The 16,004-nt window shown below is 67.0% G+C and carries 17 protein-coding genes, 2 tRNA genes and 1 pseudogene; 6 read left to right on the forward strand and 14 right to left on the reverse strand.

Translation table 11 applies throughout. The features are described from left to right. Nucleotides 1-82: 82 nt before the first annotated feature. The 6 genes from IU459_RS27185 to IU459_RS27210 form a co-directional block, all read right to left on the reverse strand. Nucleotides 83-403, reverse strand: coding sequence for a hypothetical protein (locus IU459_RS27185; RefSeq protein WP_195132428.1), 321 nt, complete (start codon nucleotides 401-403; stop codon nucleotides 83-85). Between the two features lie 446 nt (nucleotides 404-849). Beyond that, nucleotides 850-1,455 carry a hypothetical protein gene (locus IU459_RS27190; RefSeq protein WP_195132429.1) on the reverse strand — a complete coding sequence of 202 codons (606 nt, stop codon included), beginning with the start codon at nucleotides 1,453-1,455 and terminating at the stop codon, nucleotides 850-852. Then, nucleotides 1,455-1,691 (reverse strand): hypothetical protein, encoded by a 237-nt coding sequence (locus IU459_RS27195; protein ID WP_195132430.1) that lies wholly within the window; start codon nucleotides 1,689-1,691, stop codon nucleotides 1,455-1,457. Before IU459_RS27195 ends, IU459_RS27190 begins: the two co-directional genes overlap by 1 nt. After that, on the reverse strand, nucleotides 1,688-1,960 hold the full coding sequence (locus tag IU459_RS27200) for a hypothetical protein (protein ID WP_195132431.1): 273 nt from the start codon (nucleotides 1,958-1,960) through the stop codon (nucleotides 1,688-1,690). Before IU459_RS27200 ends, IU459_RS27195 begins: the two co-directional genes overlap by 4 nt. 76 nt (nucleotides 1,961-2,036) lie before the next feature. Continuing rightward, nucleotides 2,037-2,270: a helix-turn-helix transcriptional regulator gene (locus tag IU459_RS27205; RefSeq protein WP_195132432.1), complete on the reverse strand. Its 234-nt coding sequence runs from the start codon at nucleotides 2,268-2,270 to the stop codon at nucleotides 2,037-2,039. Nucleotides 2,271-2,686: 416 nt separating this feature from the next. After that, a tRNA-Lys gene (locus IU459_RS27210) sits at nucleotides 2,687-2,759 on the reverse strand. Between the two features lie 300 nt (nucleotides 2,760-3,059). Here IU459_RS27210 and IU459_RS27215 point away from each other — a divergent pair. Continuing rightward, complete coding sequence (locus IU459_RS27215; protein ID WP_195132433.1) at nucleotides 3,060-4,292, forward strand: L,D-transpeptidase; 1,233 nt, start codon at nucleotides 3,060-3,062, stop codon at nucleotides 4,290-4,292. 245 nt (nucleotides 4,293-4,537) lie between these two features. On the opposite strand, the gene IU459_RS27220 is transcribed toward IU459_RS27215, so the two are convergent. The 5 genes from IU459_RS27220 to IU459_RS27240 all read right to left on the reverse strand — a co-directional run bounded on the left by IU459_RS27220 (nucleotide 4,538) and on the right by IU459_RS27240 (nucleotide 9,366). Continuing rightward, nucleotides 4,538-4,613, reverse strand: a tRNA-His gene (locus IU459_RS27220). Nucleotides 4,614-4,668: 55 nt separating this feature from the next. Continuing rightward, nucleotides 4,669-5,325: an oligoribonuclease gene (orn, locus tag IU459_RS27225; RefSeq protein WP_195132434.1), complete on the reverse strand. Its 657-nt coding sequence runs from the start codon at nucleotides 5,323-5,325 to the stop codon at nucleotides 4,669-4,671. A 348-nt stretch (nucleotides 5,326-5,673) separates the two neighbouring features. Next, nucleotides 5,674-6,477, reverse strand: coding sequence for a mycolate reductase (cmrA, locus tag IU459_RS27230; protein WP_195132435.1), 804 nt, complete (start codon nucleotides 6,475-6,477; stop codon nucleotides 5,674-5,676). A gap of 279 nt (nucleotides 6,478-6,756) precedes the next feature. After that, on the reverse strand, nucleotides 6,757-8,787 hold the full coding sequence (locus IU459_RS27235; protein WP_195132436.1) for an NADPH-dependent 2,4-dienoyl-CoA reductase: 2,031 nt from the start codon (nucleotides 8,785-8,787) through the stop codon (nucleotides 6,757-6,759). A gap of 21 nt (nucleotides 8,788-8,808) precedes the next feature. Next, nucleotides 8,809-9,366 (reverse strand): PadR family transcriptional regulator, encoded by a 558-nt coding sequence (locus tag IU459_RS27240; protein ID WP_195132437.1) that lies wholly within the window; start codon nucleotides 9,364-9,366, stop codon nucleotides 8,809-8,811. 153 nt (nucleotides 9,367-9,519) lie between these two features. Between IU459_RS27240 and IU459_RS27245 the strand changes: the two genes are divergently transcribed. Then, a complete protein-coding gene (locus IU459_RS27245; RefSeq protein WP_195132438.1) occupies nucleotides 9,520-10,887 on the forward strand; it encodes an MFS transporter in 1,368 nt (455 codons plus the stop codon). Between the two features lie 21 nt (nucleotides 10,888-10,908). On the opposite strand, the gene IU459_RS27250 is transcribed toward IU459_RS27245, so the two are convergent. Then, nucleotides 10,909-11,529, reverse strand: a complete 621-nt coding sequence (locus IU459_RS27250) for a TetR family transcriptional regulator (RefSeq protein ID WP_228838595.1) — start codon at nucleotides 11,527-11,529, stop codon at nucleotides 10,909-10,911. Nucleotides 11,530-11,697: 168 nt separating this feature from the next. Between IU459_RS27250 and IU459_RS27255 the strand changes: the two genes are divergently transcribed. From IU459_RS27255 to IU459_RS27265, 3 genes are read left to right on the forward strand one after another with little or no spacing between them, the layout of a single operon-like run. After that, entirely contained in the window at nucleotides 11,698-12,813 is a 1,116-nt protein-coding gene (locus IU459_RS27255; protein WP_195132440.1) for a ferredoxin reductase, read from the forward strand. 18 nt (nucleotides 12,814-12,831) lie between these two features. Then, complete coding sequence (locus tag IU459_RS27260; RefSeq protein WP_195132441.1) at nucleotides 12,832-13,980, forward strand: fatty acid desaturase family protein; 1,149 nt, start codon at nucleotides 12,832-12,834, stop codon at nucleotides 13,978-13,980. After that, entirely contained in the window at nucleotides 13,981-14,289 is a 309-nt protein-coding gene (locus IU459_RS27265) for a hypothetical protein (protein WP_195132442.1), read from the forward strand. Here IU459_RS27265 and IU459_RS27270 read toward each other — a convergent pair whose 3' ends face one another. Then, nucleotides 14,290-14,841 (reverse strand): DUF4254 domain-containing protein, encoded by a 552-nt coding sequence (locus IU459_RS27270; RefSeq protein ID WP_324199045.1) that lies wholly within the window; start codon nucleotides 14,839-14,841, stop codon nucleotides 14,290-14,292. Nucleotides 14,842-15,218: 377 nt separating this feature from the next. On the opposite strand from IU459_RS27270, the gene IU459_RS27275 reads away from it, so the two are divergent. After that, a complete protein-coding gene (locus tag IU459_RS27275; RefSeq protein WP_195132443.1) occupies nucleotides 15,219-15,539 on the forward strand; it encodes a hypothetical protein in 321 nt (106 codons plus the stop codon). Nucleotides 15,540-15,601: 62 nt separating this feature from the next. Here IU459_RS27275 and IU459_RS40160 read toward each other — a convergent pair. Then, nucleotides 15,602-15,721, reverse strand: a pseudogene (locus IU459_RS40160) (excalibur calcium-binding domain-containing protein); the annotation flags it as partial. Nucleotides 15,722-16,004 lie beyond the last annotated feature (283 nt).

Consider the following 16,004-nt stretch of genomic DNA (forward strand, 5'->3'; position numbering starts at 1 on the left):
ACAGGCGGCGGCCCCCCACCGGCCGCAGGCCGCCTGCCCTGCTTCTCCGGAGGATCGCCACTGCCCGGCCACGGGCCCGGGATTACTCCCGCGCACACCCGGAGCCGCCCGCACCGCCGGCCTGCGCGTCCGCCGCCGCGCGCCACTGCTGCGCCATCGCCGACACCGCGTCGGCGTAGACGTAGGGAGAGGTGATGTGCAGGGCCGCTGTGTACGCCGCCACATCGGCCTCGACCCCCGGCGGCGGCGGGGCCAGCACGACGATCGCGACCGCCTCATCCCGCGCGGCCAGCCCGGCGGCCGTCTCGAGCAACCGCGCAAATGCCACACGAGCCTGCGTTTCATCAGTGACGAACGCGTGCGCGATGCTGCCGGAGAAGGGCTGGTCGCCGTTGATGGACATCGAATGAACTCCTTCACGAAGGGATGTGGACATGTCGGGCGAAAACCACAGAGCCGACTAGTCGGTTCGCGAAAGAGGATGTGTAGTAGCGGTTTTCACCAGCCATCCAGTAAGCTCTCCTCTCGCACGAACACTCGCCGTTGTCCCGCGGCTCCTCGGCCGCCGCGACCCGCTTCGCCTCGCTGGTCGCGGCGGCCGACGGCCGTTTCACCCCTTGCTCCAGGGGTATGTTGGGAAGGGGTGCGGCTCCGCGAAGGGCCAACCTCTCGCCATCGCGCGGGTCCTTCACCAAACAACCAGGGCCGCACCCCCGCACCTCGCCTGCGAGGACAATCCACCCGCAACGAGGGCAGCTCAGCTACACCGGCCACACGCCCACCGGCGCACAGAAACTCGCCAGCGGCAAAGGCGCCGGACGTAGCCACACACGCAGCCACACGAACCAATCACCCACCCAGATCACCCCCTCCCCGCGCCCAGAACGACCGCGCCGCCGCGACATACATCGGCGGCGCCAGCGACGCGCAGCGGCGCGCCAGCTCCGGGAACTCACCACAGCGGATGTCGTCGGCGAGCACCTCGTCCGGGCCGCCGTCCCAGCCCCGTTCCTTGGCCGCAGACCACATCCGCCCCGCAATGTCAGCGGTCATGACAATCACGGCCTCGGTGCGATGCGGCAGCATGTGCAGTTCACCCCGGTGCAACGCTGCGCGTTCTTCCGGGATCATCCCGCCCGGGCCCGTGCGCAGCCCGAACGTCTCGACCTGCAACATGCAGGCAACCACGGGGGCGGCGCCGGGCTTGTCGCGTAACCGGTCAGCCAGATGCTTGGACATAACCTCGAGCAGCACAGGCGGGTAGTCCTGCGGCCTCACCCCCGGGTCGATGACCGTGACCATCGTCGCGAAGACACGTGTCCCATCCCAAGCCAGCGCAGTGAAGTAGTGCGGACTGTCCCACTCGTCGTGCCCAGCCACAGTGGCATTCGTCACACGCACCATCTCGTCCTCGGCCGGGCTATGCGCCGCGATCCACCCGAGCTGCGCGGTCATCACGGCCACCTCCGCCCAGTCCGGACCAGCCACCGCCGCGCCACCACCGCCAGACGCGCGGTCCACATCAGCACCGCAGCCGCCAACGTCACCCCCGCCCACACAACGAACGTGCCAACCGAAACCCACCCAGCCAGATACGCCACCCAGCCCGCGGCCAGCCCCGCCGTCGCCGACCACGCCGCAGCATCACTCGCCAGCGGCGTCCACCAGCGGTAGCCCGGGCCCGCGATCACGACGCCACCCGCCGATGCCGCCCCCGGACCCGAGCCCGGTGGCGCGCCACATAGTCGGAGACCCACGTCCACCCGCACACCCCGGCCGCACCACACCCCGTCAACGCGACCGCGGCCATCGCCAACCACACGACCACGTCGAACAGGATCGGGACCCCCAAACCCACTGCCAGCTGCAGACGAGAGGCAGCGACCGCCACAAATCCGAGCCCCGCCGCGGTACGCACAGCGACCCATCCACGAGCACGCAACTGCACATACGTCAGCACAGTCGGCCTCCATGTGCCGCAAACTCGGCTCGCAGCAACCTGTGTGCCCAATCGGGCAGCTCATCGACGCGTGCACTCATGACGCTGCCTTGTGCTGGCCGCCGTCTATCAAGACCTCTACCGAGATGCCCAGCAGGTCGGCGAGCCTCTTGAGCTCCACCACGTCGAATGTGACCTTGCCAGTTAGTCGACGAGAGATCGCCTGCTGACTGAGGCGCAGGTGGCGAGCCACCATTGACTGCGACAGGTTTGCTCGTGCAATTTCCGCTCTAGCCGAGCTTGCTACACGCTCAGCGTGCAAATCGGTCATGCCGCGTAGATTACACGCTGGGCGTGCACCGTCAATGAGGTTGCCGCATCGTGTTGCGGAGGCTGCCACGCCCGTGTGGCGCGTTGCCTACACTCTCAAGCTGGAATCTACTCGCTCACCGTGTCATCATTGGCGCATGACGGCTACATATGAGACCGGCAGTGTCAGTAGGCAGGAGACGTTGACCGAGGCTGTGGCGCGGCGATTGCGAGGTCGCTGTGGCGAGCTGCGCATCTCGGGCCTGCAACTTGCAAATATGACCGGGCTCGGTCGATCTACGATTAACCGCAGACTGTCCGGCGAGACGGCGATGAACACCGATGAGCTCGAACTCATTGAGCGGACGGTCGGGATCTCGGCGTTGTACCTCTTAACCGGTCAGAGGACCCCTGCCGAACAGGACGTTCAGGCTTCTGTGCGCCATCAGGGACTCGAACCCCGAACCCGCTGATTAAGAGTCAGCTGCTCTGCCAATTGAGCTAATGGCGCGCGGCGTTTCCGCTGCGGGACAAACCTTAACAGGCTGAGGTGTCAGAAGTGAAATCGCGCTCTGACCGGCGCTGATGCGGTATCTGCCTGCCCGTAACGCCGGGATGTGCGGAATTGATCTATCGGTTGTAACGCTGCAGTGACGGGCGCGGTGTTCACATTGGCCCAGGCGTGACGTGCTGGCAGAATGTCCGATTGTGGTTCCGACCGCCCGCGTCACGGCGGGGTGAGCGGCATGGCGGTTGGCATCCGAAGCCATCGGTGCGTTCCGGGAGCACCGAGACTTGAAACGGGGTTGAAATGAGCGTTGGTAAGGGTCGGCGCAGACCGGCCACGCGGTGGTCGATACGCACGATCGCCGCACCTCTGATCGTCGTAACCGTCGCCGCACTGGCGTTGACAGGGTGTTCGTCCTCCGACGCCTCGCGCGCCGCGCAGGTGGCCATCGATCGCAACCCCATCACGGAGTTGATCAAGCCCAAGCTTCTCTCTCCGGTCAAGGACGGCGAGGTGGGGGTCTCGCCGGGGATGCCGATGACATTCAAGGTCGAGGACGGCAAGTTCACCACCGTCAGTTTGATCAGCCCGCAGGGCAAATCGATCAGCGGCAAGCTGGCCGCCGACGGACGGTCCTGGGAGACCACCGAGGTGCTCGGCTATGGCAAGACCTACCGGTTGAAGGCCGACGCGATCGGGCTCGGCGGAGCGAACTCCGCGACGCTCAGCTTCACCACCAGTTCGCCGGACAACCAGACCAAGCCCTATCTGATCCCGGGCGAGGCGGAGGTGGTCGGCATCGGTCAGCCGGTGGCCGTCCAGTTCGACGAGAACATCCCCGACCGGAAGGCCGCGCAGGCCGCGATCAAGATCACAACCGAGCCGCCGGTGGAGGGCGCGTTCTACTGGGTGAACAACCGCGAGGTGCGCTGGCGGCCGGAGCATTTCTGGGCGCCGGGGACGAAGGTCACCATCGATGTGAATGTCTATGGGCGTGATCTCGGTGACGGTCTCTACGGCCAGGACAACATCCACTCGTTCTTCACCATCGGCGACGCGGTGATCTTCACCGCCGACGACAACACCAAGCAGGTGACCGTCGAGCAGAACGGTCAGGTGATCCGGACCATGCCGACTTCGATGGGCAAGGCCGGCACGCCCACCGACAATGGTGTCTACATCGTGGCCGACCGGCACGAGAAGATCATCATGGATTCCTCGACCTACGGCGTGGCGGTGAACTCGCCGGACGGGTACAAGACTCCGGTGGACTACGCGACGCGACTGTCCTACAGCGGCATCTTCTTCCACTCGGCGCCGTGGTCGGTCGGGCAGCAGGGATACACCAACGTGAGCCACGGCTGCCTGAACCTCAGCCCGGCGAACGCGCAATGGGTGTACCAGAACGCCAAGCGCGGCGACATCACGATCGTGAAGAACACCGTGGGCGGCACGCTGTCGGGCGTGGACGGCCTGGGCGACTGGAACATTCCCTGGCCGGTCTGGAAGGCAGGCAACGCGGACGACAACCGCTGAGCCGCAGCACGAGAACGCCGAACGGGCCACCGGGAATCCGGTGGCCCGTTCGGCGTTCCAGGTCCCCTCTCGGGGCGGATGATCGGGGGAATCGGTCTGGAGCCGACTGCTGCGGTGAGCCGGGAACCCGACCTTTTGGTGGCACCGATGACTGCGCGGACGCTGCGGCTGACCGATACGGAGCCGTACTCGGCGGAGTAGCAAGCGGGCCAGGTCAGGAACTCAATGCCCTGACCTGGCCCGGATGGGGTGAGCGACGGGACTCGAACCCGCGACAGCCAGGATCACAACCTGGTGCTCTACCAACTGAACTACGCTCACCATCGCCGGTGAAGAACCGGCGGGCTAGATATTAGCGTGTCACCCCGCCGACTCCCTAATCGGCTTCTGGCGAGCCATTGAGCTGGGCTGATTCAGCGACTTCTTCGGCGACCTCCTCGGCCACCTCGGCGGCGGCCGCGGCGATCTCGATGGTGGACGGCCCGGGCGGGGCGACGAACGCGGTGCGCCGGTAGTACTCCAGCTCGCGGATGGACTCCTTGATGTCGGCCAGGGCGCGATGGCTCAGGCCTTTCTCCGGCTGGCCGAAGTAGATGCGCGGGTACCAGCGGCGGCACAGCTCCTTGATCGAGCTCACGTCGATCATCCGGTAGTGCAGGTGGGCGTCCAGCAGCGGCATGTCCCTGGCGATGAAACCGCGGTCGGTGGCGATCGAGTTACCGGCCAGCGGCACGGTTCGGGGGGTCGGGATGTACTGGCGGATGTAGTCGAGCACCCGCTCCTCGGCCTCCTCGATGGTGACGGTGGAGCGGCGGACCTCCTCGGTCAGACCGGAGCGCGCGTGCATCTCGGCGACCACCGCGGGCATCGCGGCCAGCGCGTCGTCGTCGGCGTGGATGACGATGTCCACGCCCTCGCCGAGGATGTTGAGATCGCTGTCGGTCACGAGCGCGGCCACCTCGATCAGCTTGTCGCTGTCCAGGCGCAGGCCGGTCATCTCGCAATCCATCCACACCATGTATTTGTCGGACACTCGTGCAACATTAGCCGGATCGAACCGCCCGGCCCCTCGGTACGGCCCGTTCCCCGCCTCCGCGCGCGCCGCGGACGACGGCCGTCGCGACCCGCGCGGCCGAATCGGCGCCGGGAAGGCAGCCAAGGCCGCCGACGAGGGTCTCCCTGCGCGCCAGTTCGCGGGCGCGGCCGTGGCGGACGGCGATCACCGGACGGTGGCCGACACTGTTGTACGACGAAGCGGGGCTGTGGTGGCAGGCGCCCGTGCGCGGCACCGCGAGCACTTCGCCGGGACGCAGGTCGGTGGGCGGGCGTATGTCGGTGGCGAGGATGACAGGCCGCTGACGCCGTCGGTCACGCAGGTCGCTCAGCCGCCGAGTTTCCGGTAGAACGCACCCGCGATGGGCGCGGTGAGGGCACGGGGTCCGTATTGTCCCGCCACGCTCATTCCCTTGCTGATCAGGCCGGGGACCACGCGCATCTTGTTGCGGGCGAGCGCGTCGATGGACACCTTGGCGGTGTATTCCGACGAGACCCACATGAAGTCGGGCACCATCCGGTCCACGATCGAGGCATCCGCGGGATCGGGAGCGTCGGTGCGGACCGGCCCGGGGGCCAGCAGGGTGACATGCACGCCGGAGCCCTTCAGTTCGCCGCGCAGCGACTCGGCGAAGGTGTTCGCGAACGCCTTGCTCGCGGCGTAGGTGGCGTTGTTCGGGATCGGCATATTGCCGGCCGCCGAGCCGCTGATCAGGATCCCCCCGCCGCCCCTGGCGATCATGCCGGGCAGCACGGCCAGCGTGAGATCGTGCACGGCGACGGCGTTGAGTTCCATCTGTGCGCGTTCGTAGCCGGGGTCGAGATCGGCGACGGCCCCGAAGGTCGCGATGCCGGCGTTGTTGCACAGGATGGCGATGTCGCGCGCGGCCAGCTCCTCCGCCAGTACACCGCGCTGGGCGCGGTCGGCCAAGTCGACCGGACGCACCTCGGCGGTGATGCCGTGGGCCAGGGTCAGTCGCTGCGCCAGCTCGGTGAGCAGCTCCTCGCGACGGGCGACCAGGATCAGCGAGTAGCCGCGAGCGGCGAGGTCGGCGGCGAGCGCGGTGCCGATGCCGGAGGAGGCGCCGGTGACGACCGCGCGGTTCTCGGAAGTGGGGGAGGGCAGGCTCACCCGGTGCAGCTTAATGGGCGCTGTCGGACAAGGTCCGCCTCGAGTCCGCGCGCGGCCGCAGCAAAGGCCGAGGTATGCCTCGGCGATGCGCGGAGACCACCCGCGCTCACGGTTGCGCGTGCGCTGATGTCGGAGGCCTGAATGCGGTCCGGTGTATCGCCCGCCTATCGCCGCCGGGTGCGGGCAATGCCGCCCGCGCTGACAGGGGCGGTTCCCCGCGGGGTGTTCAGGCGCCGGCGTAACGGCGGCCGGGCGTCGACGCCCGGCCGCCGGGAGGGTTCACAGCCGGGCGGCGAGGCGGGTGCCCTGATCGATGGCCCGTTTGGCGTCGAGTTCGGCGGCCAGCTCGGCGCCGCCGATGAGGTGCAGGTTGACGCCGGCGGCGCGCAGCGGGACCTCCAAGTCCCGGACGGATTCCTGGCCCGCACAGATCACCACGTTGTCGACCGGGATCAGCTGCGGCCGTTGACGTTTCTCGCCGAAGCTGATGTGCAGGCCATTGTCATCGATGCGTTCGTAGTTCACGCCACCGATCTGCTCGACGCCCTTGGCCTTCAGCGCGGCGCGATGCACCCAACCAGTGGTCTTGCCGAGGTCCTTGCCGAACGGTGTGGTCTTGCGTTGCAGCAGAACGACTTCACGTGCCGCGGGGGCGGGCCTCGGGGTGGTGAGCTGTCCGGGAACCTGCTCGTCGTCGGACGTGACGCCCCACTCTTCCTTCCACTCGTCCAGCTTGAGCGTGGGATGACCTTCGACGGTGAGGAATTCGCTCACGTCGTACCCGATCCCGCCCGCGCCGATCACGGCGACGCGCTTGCCGACCGGCTTCTCTTCGCGGACCAGCTCGGCGTAGGACAGCACCATGGGGTGATCGATGCCGGGAATGTCGGGGATGCGCGGCTGCACGCCGGTGGCGAGCACTACCTCGTCGTAGCGGCCCTCGATGAGTTCGTCGGCGCCCACCCGCTTGTTCAAATGCACGGTGACACCGGTGCGCTCGAGCATCCGGTCGTAGTAGCGGATCGACTCGCTGAACTCCTCTTTGCCGGGGATGCGGCGGGCGATGTCGAACTGGCCGCCGATCTTGTCGTCGGCCTCGAACAGCTCGACGCTGTGGCCGCGTTCGGCGAGGTTCACCGCCGCGGCGAGCCCGGCCGGTCCCGCGCCGACCACCGCGATGCGCTTGGTTCGGCGGGTGGGCAGCAGCTTGAGCTCGGTCTCGTGCCCGGCGCGCGGGTTGAGCAGACACGACACGGTCTTGTGCTGGAATGCGTGGTCCAGGCAGGCCTGGTTGCAGGCGATGCAGGTGTTGATCTCGTCGACACGATCCTGCGCGGCCTTGTTCACCCATTCCGGGTCGGCGAGGAACGGGCGGGCCAGGGAGATCAGCTGGGCGTCACCGCGGGTCAGGATCTCCTCGGCCACCTCGGGCATGTTGATCCGGTTGGACGCGCAGACCGGAATGCTCACCTGGGCGGTGATCTTCGCCGTGAACTCGACGAAGGCCGCGCGGGGGACGGAGGTCACGATGGTCGGCACCCGCGCTTCGTGCCAGCCGATATCGGTGTTGAGGATGTTCACCCCGGCGGCTTCGAGTTCCTTTGCCAGCGCGACGATCTCGTCGAAGGTCTGTCCCTTCTCCACCAGCTCGGCCATGGACAGCCGGAACACGATGATGAAGTCCGGGCCGACGGCGGCGCGTGTGCGGCGGACGATCTCCACCGCGATCCGGCGCCGATTCTCCGCGGAGCCGCCCCATTCGTCGGTGCGCTTGTTGGTGCGCGGCGCGAGGAACTGATTGATGAAATAGCCCTCGCCGCCCATGATCTCGCAGCCGTCGTATCCGGCGAACTGGGCCAGTTTCGCGCAGCGCGCGTAGTCATCGATGGTCCGCTCGATGCCCTTGGCCGAGAGCTTGCGCGGCCGGAACGGGTTGATCGGCGCCTTGATCGACGACGCCGAGACACTGCCCGGCATGTAGGAGTAGCGGCCGGCGTGCAGGATCTGGATGGCGATCTTGCCGCCCTGCTCGTGCACCGCCTTGGTGATCGTCCGGTGCCGGTATGCCTCGGTCTTGTTGGTCAGCTTCGCGCCGAAAGGCAGCAGCCAGCCCGCGCGGTTGGGCGCGTAGCCGCCGGTGATGATCAGGCCCGCGCCGCCGCGTGCGCGTTCGGCGAAGTAGGCGGCCAGTTTGTTGGTGTCCCAGGCGCGGTCCTCCAGGCCGGTGTGCATCGAGCCCATCACCACGCGGTTGCGCAAGGTGGTGAAGCCGAGATCCAGCGGCTCGAGCAGGTGGGGGAAGGAGCTCATCGGTGAGGTCGCCTTTCTCTGTCAATCCGCGTGCGGGGCTGCGACGCGCGGATGCAGTGCTTGCAGAACTTCGTCGCACCATTCGACGAATCCCGACTCCACGCGGATGCCCGCGCGCAGGACGAGGTATTGGTGCAGGGCGGTCCCTGCGAGCTGGCCAGGGGCTGGGAAGTCGCTTTTCTCGATGTGCCGGTACAGCTCGAGCCGTTGGGCGTGCTGGTCGCGGTGGCGGGCCACCTCGGTGCGCAACGCCGTGATGTCGCCGTAGTCGGCGGCGCGGACCTTCACCGCGAGCTCGTTGCGCGGGGTGCCGGAGTCGCTCGGTTCGGCGATCCAGCGGGCCAGTTCGGTGCGGCCCGCCTCGCTCACCGAGTACACCTTCTTGTCCGGCCTGCCCTCCTGGACCACGGACTCGCCGTCGACCCAGCCGGACTCCTCCATCCGCTTGAGGACGCGATAGATCTGCTGGTGGGTGGCGCTCCAGAAGTAGCCGATGGACTTGTCGAAGCGACGCGCCAATTCGTACCCCGAGCCGGCGCGCTCGCTCAGCGATACCAGCAACGCATGCTCGAGTGCCATGGGGTGAGGATAGCCGTGACATTCGGTACTATGCAACTGGGTGCATAGTGAATCTGTGGTGCTGGACCGCGAGTCCGTGCTCGATCAGGCTGGCTCGGCCGTCGCTCGCTTTCCCGCCCACGCCGACGGGCCGCGCCCATTAAGCTGCGCGGCATGACCGAGGTGAACGCGCGGGCGACGGTCGGGCAGGCCGCCGGGCGCGGGCAGATGGTGGCGTGGGGGCTGTGGGACTGGGGGTCTTCGGCGTTCAACGCCGTCATCCTCACTTTTGTCTTCTCGGTGTATCTCACCGACAAGGTCGGCGACGACCTGCCCGGCTCGGTCTCCGCCAGCGCTTGGCTGGGCTGGGCGCTGGGTATCGCGGGTCTGATCGTGGCGTTGACCGCGCCCATCAGTGGTCAGCGCTTCGATGCTTCGGCGAAACGCAAGCACTCCCTCGGCGTGCTGACCGCGCTCATGATCGCCGCGATGACGCTGATGTTCTTCGTGCACGACGATTATCGCGACCTGTGGCTGGGCCTCGTGCTGCTGGCGTTCGCGTCGGCCTGCTTCGAGTTGTCGAACATCCCGTACAACGCGATGCTGCGGCAGGTGTCGACTCCGCAGACGGTCGGCCGGGTCTCCGGATTCGGCTGGGCGATGGGCTATTTCGGCGGCATCTTCCTGCTGTTGATCTGCTATTTCGGTTTCATTTCGGGCGAGGGCGACAACCGCGGGCTGCTCGGCGTGCCCACCGACGACGGGCTCAACATCCGCTTGGTCGCGGTACTTGCCGCCGTCTGGTTCGCCGCCTTCGCGCTGCCGGTCATGTTCGCGGTGCCCGAACTGCCCCGCACGGACGCCGATCCCGGCGCGGCGAGCGCCGGGTTCTTCGCCTCGTACCGGGTGCTCTGGCGTGATTTGCGCGAGCTGTGGGGCACCGACCGTCGCACGATCGGCTTCCTGGCGGCCAGCGCTGTCTTCCGCGACGGTCTCGCCGGGGTGTTCACCTTCGGGGCGGTGCTGGCCGTGCGGGTCTACGGCATCGATGACTCGGACGTGCTGCTGTTCGGCATCGCCGCCAATGTGGTTGCCGCGCTGGGGGCGATCGTCGCGGGGAGGTTCGACGACGGCGCCGGGCCGAAGATCGTCATCGTGGTGTCGCTGGCCGCGATGCTGGTGTGCGGGCTCGCGCTGCTGGTGGTGTCCGGCCCGCTGATGTTCTGGATCTTCGGATTGCTGCTCACGGTTTTCGTCGGTCCCGCGCAGGCGTCGGCGCGGTCGTTCCTGGCGCGGCTGGCTCCGCCGGGCCGCGAGGGTCAGCTCTTCGGCTTGTACACCACCACGGGACGTGCGGTGTCCTTCCTCGCTCCAACCCTTTTCGGATTGTTCGTCTGGCTGTTCGACGCCGATCGCGCGGGCATCGCCGGGCTGCTCGTCGTGCTCGCGGTTGGCCTCGCGGTGCTGCTGCCCGTGCGGTCGCCGGATCCGGTGGAAGTCCATGAAAAACCGACTCCGGAGGAGCCCGGGCCGACCCGTTGAGATTCGCCGCGCGCGGCCGGGTCAGCGCCGCTTCGGTGGCCGCCACGCACCCATGCCCAGTGCGATCATCCGCATCTGCTGCACGGTGCGGTCGACGATCGCCTGCTCCTCGCGCGATGCGGCGGACACGTAGGCGGCGATTCCGTCGGTCACCGTCGTCACCATCAGGTCGGCGGCGATCTCCAGGTCGCGCGGCGTCCAGGAGTCCAGTGCTCTGATCCGGGACAGATCGGCGACGAGTTCCCGGATGATCAACTGGATCTCGCGGGCGATGGCGGTGCGCAGCGCCGCCGATCCGCCGTGCCGCTCCCTGGTGAGAAAGCCGAACAATTCCCGCTTCGGACCTACCTGCGTGAACACGAATCGCACCGTGTCCGACAGGCCCGCGTCGGCGTTGCGGCGCACTTCGCGCAGCGCCAGCCGCAACGCGGTGACGCCGTCGTCCACCAGCGTCGCGCCCAGGTCTTCCAGCGACGCGAAGTGCCGGTAGAACGCGGTCGGCACGATACCGGCCGATCGGGCGATCTCCCGCAGGCTGAGCGCGGCGAAACCGCGGTCGGCGGCCAGCGCCAAGGTACCGTCCAGCAGTGCCTGCCTGGTCCGCTCCTTGCGTTCGCCTCGGGTAGCTGCCTGCTCACTCATCCCGGTGAGCATACATCCGTTCACCATTCGGTCTATCCATAACTGTTGTTCGGGTCACAGGTTTTGCCGGTTGACACCGGCCCACGGTCATCGTTCACACTAGTTGAGTGTACAGACGTGCACTGAAGTGGATCGCACGTCGTCAGCCCGACTGGAGGCGTAGAACGAATGGTGGATCTCGTCAACCTGGTGCAGACCCTGACCTCGCCGCACCCGCTGGATCGGTATCTGGAACTGGTCCGGCCCACCCTCACCCTGCGGGACATGCGGGCGGAGATCACCCGCGTGCGCCACTCGGCGCCGGGCTCGGTGACGCTCACCCTGCGTCCGACCAGACAGTGGAAAGGCCATCGGGCGGGACAGTACGTCCAGCTCGGCGTGGTGATCGATGGCGTGCGGCACACCCGGTGCTATTCGCCGGTGAATCCGGAAGGCGGTCGCGATCGCCGCATCGAGCTCACGGTGAAAGCCCATCCCGGCGGAGTGGTGTCGCAATTCCTCTATCACGAGGCCGCGCCCGGCATGGTGGTCGACCTGACGCCCGCCGACGGCGTGTTCCGGCTGCCCGAGCCGCGTCCGGAACGCGTGCTGCTGATCAGCGGTGGCAGCGGCATCACCCCGGTGCTGTCCATGCTGCGCACGCTGGCCGAAGAGGAGCATCCGGGCGAGGTCGTCTTCCTGCACTACGCGAAGTCACCCGCGGTACTGCCGCACCGGTTCGAACTCGATGTGATCGCGCGGCAGCACAAGAACTTTCGCATCGAACTGCGGCATCCGTACCGACCGGACAGGCTACGCGTCGACTCCGGTGCGCCGTGGGTGGACGTCGCGCATCCGAAGGGCAGCGGGTACTTCGACTACGACGAGCTGGAGCGCGTCGCGCCCTGGTTCGCCGACGCGCAGACCTATGTGTGTGGTCCGCAATCGCTGATGGACGCGGTACGCACGATTTACCACGCGGAACAGTTGGACGACCGGCTGCACACCGAGGAGTTCACGCTGTCCGTCGCGCCTGCCGACGCCGGGCAAGCCCACGGCACGGTGCGCTTCTCGGCGAGCGGGGTGAGCGCCCAGAACAACGGGGCGCCACTGCTGGAGCAGGCGGAATCCGCGGGCCTGAGTCCGGAGTACGGATGCCGCATGGGGATCTGCTTTTCCTGCACCGCGGTGCGCCGCTCCGGCTGCACGCGCAATCTGCGCACCGGCGAGACCGACAGCGATCCCGACCAGCCGATCCAGTTGTGCATCAGCGCGCCGGTCGGCGACGTCGACATCGATATCTGACACCGAAGGGGAGCAACCATGACCATTCTCACCGAAACCGAACACGGGCCGCTGGTGCTGAGCCCGGAGCAGATCGAGGAGCTCGGGCGCGAACTCGATGAGCTGCGCGCCGCGATCGTCGCCGATCTCGGCGAGCGCGACCGGGAGTACCTGTACTCGATCATCAAAGCGCAGCGCGGCTTCGAGATCGCCGGGCGCGGGCTGATGTATCTCGGCTTCCTTCCGCCGTTCTGGCTGGCCGCGGTGGCGGCGCTGAGCGTGTCGAAGATCTTGGACAACATGGAGATCGGGCACAACGTGATGCACGGCCAGTACGACTGGATGCGCGAACCGGGACTGAATTCCCGTGTGTTCGAGTGGGATACGGTGTGCCCGGCCGACCAGTGGAAGCACTCGCACAACTACCTGCACCACACCTACACCAACATCCACAACAAGGACCGCGACATCGGCTACTCCATCCTGCGGATGGACGAAGCACAGGAGTGGAACGCGCTGCGGCTCGGCCAGCCGCTGTATGCCTTCGTGTTGATGGTGCTGTTCGAGTGGGGGGTGATGGGCCACGATCTCGAGGTCGAGAAGATCTTGCGCGGCGAGCGGAAGTGGCCGGAGGTCAAGCAGCTGATCGTCGGCCAGTGGCGCAAGGCGGGCAAGCAGGTGGTCAAGGACTATCTGGTGTTCCCGGCGCTGACCGGGCCGCTGTTCTTCCACACGCTGGCCGGCAACGTCGCCGCCAACCTGGTGCGCAACGTGTGGGCCTTCGCCATCATCTTCTGTGGACACTTCCCGACCGGAGTGCAGACGTTCACCGAGGAAGAGACCGCGGAGGAGACCAGGGGTGAGTGGTACATCCGCCAGATGCTCGGTTCGGCCAACATTACCGGCAGCAAGCTGTTCCATATCATGTGCGGCAATTTGTCGCACCAGATCGAACACCATCTGTTTCCGGACCTGCCTGCCAGCCGCTATCCGGAGATGGCGCCGACGGTGCGCGCATTGTGTGAAAAATACGGCCTGCCGTACAACACCGGCCCCCTCGGTAAGCAGATCGGCTCGGTCTGGAAGAAGATTTTCAAACTCGCGCTGCCGCCGCGCTGGGTGAAGAGCGAGCCCTCGCCCGGTGTTATCGTGATGCGTCAGCGAAAGGCGAGCGAAGCGGGCGTGTGAATGATCGGGAAATTCGAAAGCAACAAGGATCTCATTCAAGAATTGACGTCCTCCGGAGCCCGGCACGTCGGCAATATCGCCAACATCATCACCGGCACCGTCGCGGAGGTCACGAGGGAGATCGGTGAGTGGATCACCGACGCGATCGAGATGAACGAGGCCGCCGCCGCGGCGCGCCGGGACGCGGCGGCGCAGCGTGATCTCGGGGACGATTCCGACGACGCCCAGGTCACGAAGCCGCCGGTGGCCGAGACGCCGGGGTTCGTCGACGCCGAGGTCGTCGACGCCGAGGTCGACGAGACGCGCTGATCACCACACCGGCAGCCGGCGTCGGTGCTCGATGACGTCGGTGATCAGATCCTGGTAGCCGTCGATCAGCTCGGCGAGCCTGGTCCACTGCAGGTGAGCTTCCCCGTCCACCTGCAGTGGATGTGGCCTCATCGTGATGTCGTCGCCCAAAGAATATTGGGCGGCAATCCATTTCTCCGCGATGCGATCGATCACCGCGCCCAGCGTCTCCGTGTGCAGCGAGGCGCCCGCGCGGTGTTCGATGTGCCCGTCGACCCAGGAGTCTATGCGTCCTATCCACTCGGCACGCTGGTCGTCGATGTTCTCCACCAGTTGGGTGCACGCAGCGACCCGCGTGCTGGAGGCTCCGGCGGCGTGCGCCTGCTCGAGCGCCCGGTGTCGTCGCTCATGGCATTCGGCGAGCGCTCGCGCGGCCTCCAGCACGCAGTGCCGGTGCCGGTCGGCGTCGTCGGGCTCACGAAATGCGCGAAGCAGTGCGGCGGCCGGTGGTAGCTCTTCGGCTCCGAAGCGGCGCTGCGCGTATTCGGTCGGCATGGTGTACCCCTGCGGCACGATCGGAAATCCTGGCTACGCCAGGGCCGAGGGGGATTTCGGGGAGGGGCGCCCCTCGGCTCCGGCGCAGTCCCGAACCCGGATGGCCATCCCACAGTCCACCAGCACGGCAGAGAAACCGGGAAATCCGCGACGATGCGAGAGAAGACGGTCCGAGAAAATCGGGACACTTTCAGGAAAGCGCGGCAGCCGAAGCCACGCAATAGGGTGATGGACGAATCCGAAAGCTGCCGGGAAATCGTTATGTTCCGTTACGGATCGGTCACCTGGGGGCTGCGAGCGGTCGCGCATCCGCGCGAATAGCCGAGCGCATTGGTGGCAACCCGATCCGGCGCCGCGGCTGCGCGTCCGGGTTCGATCGGCTAGCCTCGGTGTTCGTGCCCGCCTACGTGTCATCGCCCGAGTTGACATTCGGGTTCATGTTCGCGCTGGAAGACCCCGAGCGAATCGCGGAGGTCGTGCGCACGCTGATCGTCCGCAAAACCGTCTCGGTCTTCCGTCTCGCCCGGCTGTCCGACGACGACGGCCCGCCGGAACGTTACGTGGTCAACTGGGCGGTCATCCCGCAGATCTCCATCACCACCGCCGCTCCGGATCAGGATGAGCTCCGCGCCACCCGCACCATGCTGGTCAACGCATTTCTCGGCGAGGACGGCGAAGTCAGCCTGTACTCGGCGCAGTCGAACGGACCTGTCTGACCGATCCCCCGAGGTAGCGGCCGGGCGGCCGACCCGATCGGTGGAGCCGCTCCGCGCGATGGTCAGCGGGGGATGACGGACGGCCGAACCGCGCAGGCCGTGCCGTCCAACTGGTCCAGCCGGATCGAGTAGCCGGGGTCGTTTCGCCGCACCGGCGCCTTCCCCGTAGCCCGCGCCTCGGCGCAATCCCGGAATGGCTGCTGCGGTGTGGTGGAGGTGGCCGCGGGGCGACACCAGCACGGCGATCATCAGTACACCGACGACCACCACAACCGGACGAGATTTGCGCATAACCGAGTTGCCTCCAGGGTCAACGCGATTGGTCGAAATGTCCGTCAGTATTCATGTCGCCGTGGCGTAGTGCGATTCGCGGGCACTGCCGGCAAGGCTGCCGGCGCTGGGCTGCGCGGGCGTTGCGGCAGGGCCGTCGCGCGCCACGCCATGCTGCACCGATTTGTTGGCGTG

This window comes from Nocardia amamiensis (assembly GCF_015477605.1).
GTDB lineage: Bacteria > Actinomycetota > Actinomycetes > Mycobacteriales > Mycobacteriaceae > Nocardia > Nocardia amamiensis_A.